Annotated in this window: 1 protein-coding gene; it reads right to left on the bottom strand. The window is 43.3% G+C overall.

Annotated elements, in window-relative coordinates:
• A partial coding sequence (locus AC1M9H_RS14285; protein WP_481613642.1) for a hypothetical protein occupies window positions 1-1,469 on the bottom strand: 1,469 nt, incomplete at both ends.

The raw sequence follows: 1,469 nt of genomic DNA, 5'->3' as shown, positions 1-1,469 counted from the left end.
CAACCACGGTGATGCTTTCATCCATACCTTCAGGTGCTTGACCCACGAGGATTAAGCCATCTTCTGATGGTGTGAATTCAACTTCAACAGGGTTACCATCTTGGTCTGTAACTTTGATGTCTTCAGGGTTGATAGATTTCGGATCAACGTCATCTTCATACTGAACAGTGATCTTACCATTTTCATCAATCGTTACAGTCACTGATGGTGCATCAGTATCGATTGGATCGGTTGCTGTTCCTTCGCGACCTTCATTGCCTGTTAAGTCAGTGTATGAACCTTCAGGCACAACCACGGTGATGCTTTCATCCATACCTTCAGGCACTTTACCTACAAGGGTCAAACCATCTTCTGAAGGTGTGAAGTCAACGATAACTGGCTTACCATCTTGGTCTGTAACTTTGATGTCTTCAGGGTGGATAGATTTTGGATCGACATCATCTTCGTATTTCACAGTGATGGTGCCATCTTCATCAAGCGTCACATTGACACTTGGAGACTCAGTATCAACAAATCCTTCGTTATAACCTATTTTACCTGGGTTACCTATCAGATCTTCATAGCTGTCTTTCGGTACAGTTACCGAGATTTTGCCATCAATTTCTTCAGGGACTTGAGCCGTATACGTACCATCTTCTTGTTTTTCGAAAATGATATTCTCAATTGGCTGTCCTGCAGGATCTTTCACCACAACCCCTGTGGTCACGATAGAGTCAGGGTTAGTATCGTCTGGATAGGTTAAGGTAATGATGCCATTTTCATCAATAATGATCTGAACACGTGGTGCGTCAGTATCTACGTCTGCAGTCGCTTCACCTTGTGTACCTAAATTACCCGTATGATCGGCATAAGTTCCTTCAGGAACAACAACGGTAATTTGCTCATCAATACCTGATGGCACTTTACCTGTAAATGTTAAGCCATCCTCAGACGGTGTTAGCGTCACATTTACGATATCGCCATTGCTATCTGTAATGATGATGTCTTTCGGATCAATGGTGCTTGGATCAACATCATCTTCGTATGCAACGACGATGTCACCTTGAGGCGTAATGCTAACGGTAACTGTTGGTGCTTGAGTATCCACCGTTTCATTTGCGGTGCCTTTACCACCTTTATTGCCCACAACATCTTCATAGCTGTTTGCAGGAACAAGTACAGTCACCTTACCTTCAAACGGTGTAGTCACTTGACCAGTCACAGTCAAACCATCTTCTGAAATGCTGTATTCAACCAACAATGGTTTGCCATTCGCATCGATGACTGTGTAATCACTCACATCAATCGATGCTGGATTGACATCATCTTCATACTGAATGGTGATCTTACCTGTTTCATCGATGGTCACAGTCACAGACGGTGCATCAGTATCAATTGGATCTGTTGCTGTACCTTCTTTGCCTTCATTACCTGTTAAGTCAGTGTATGAACCTTCAGGGACAACAACTGTGATGCTTTCATCCATGCCT

Source organism: Acinetobacter sp. ANC_7512 (assembly GCF_056779935.1).
The sequence above is the reverse complement of the archived record's forward strand: the minus strand, read 5'-3'. Positions and strand labels throughout refer to the sequence as shown.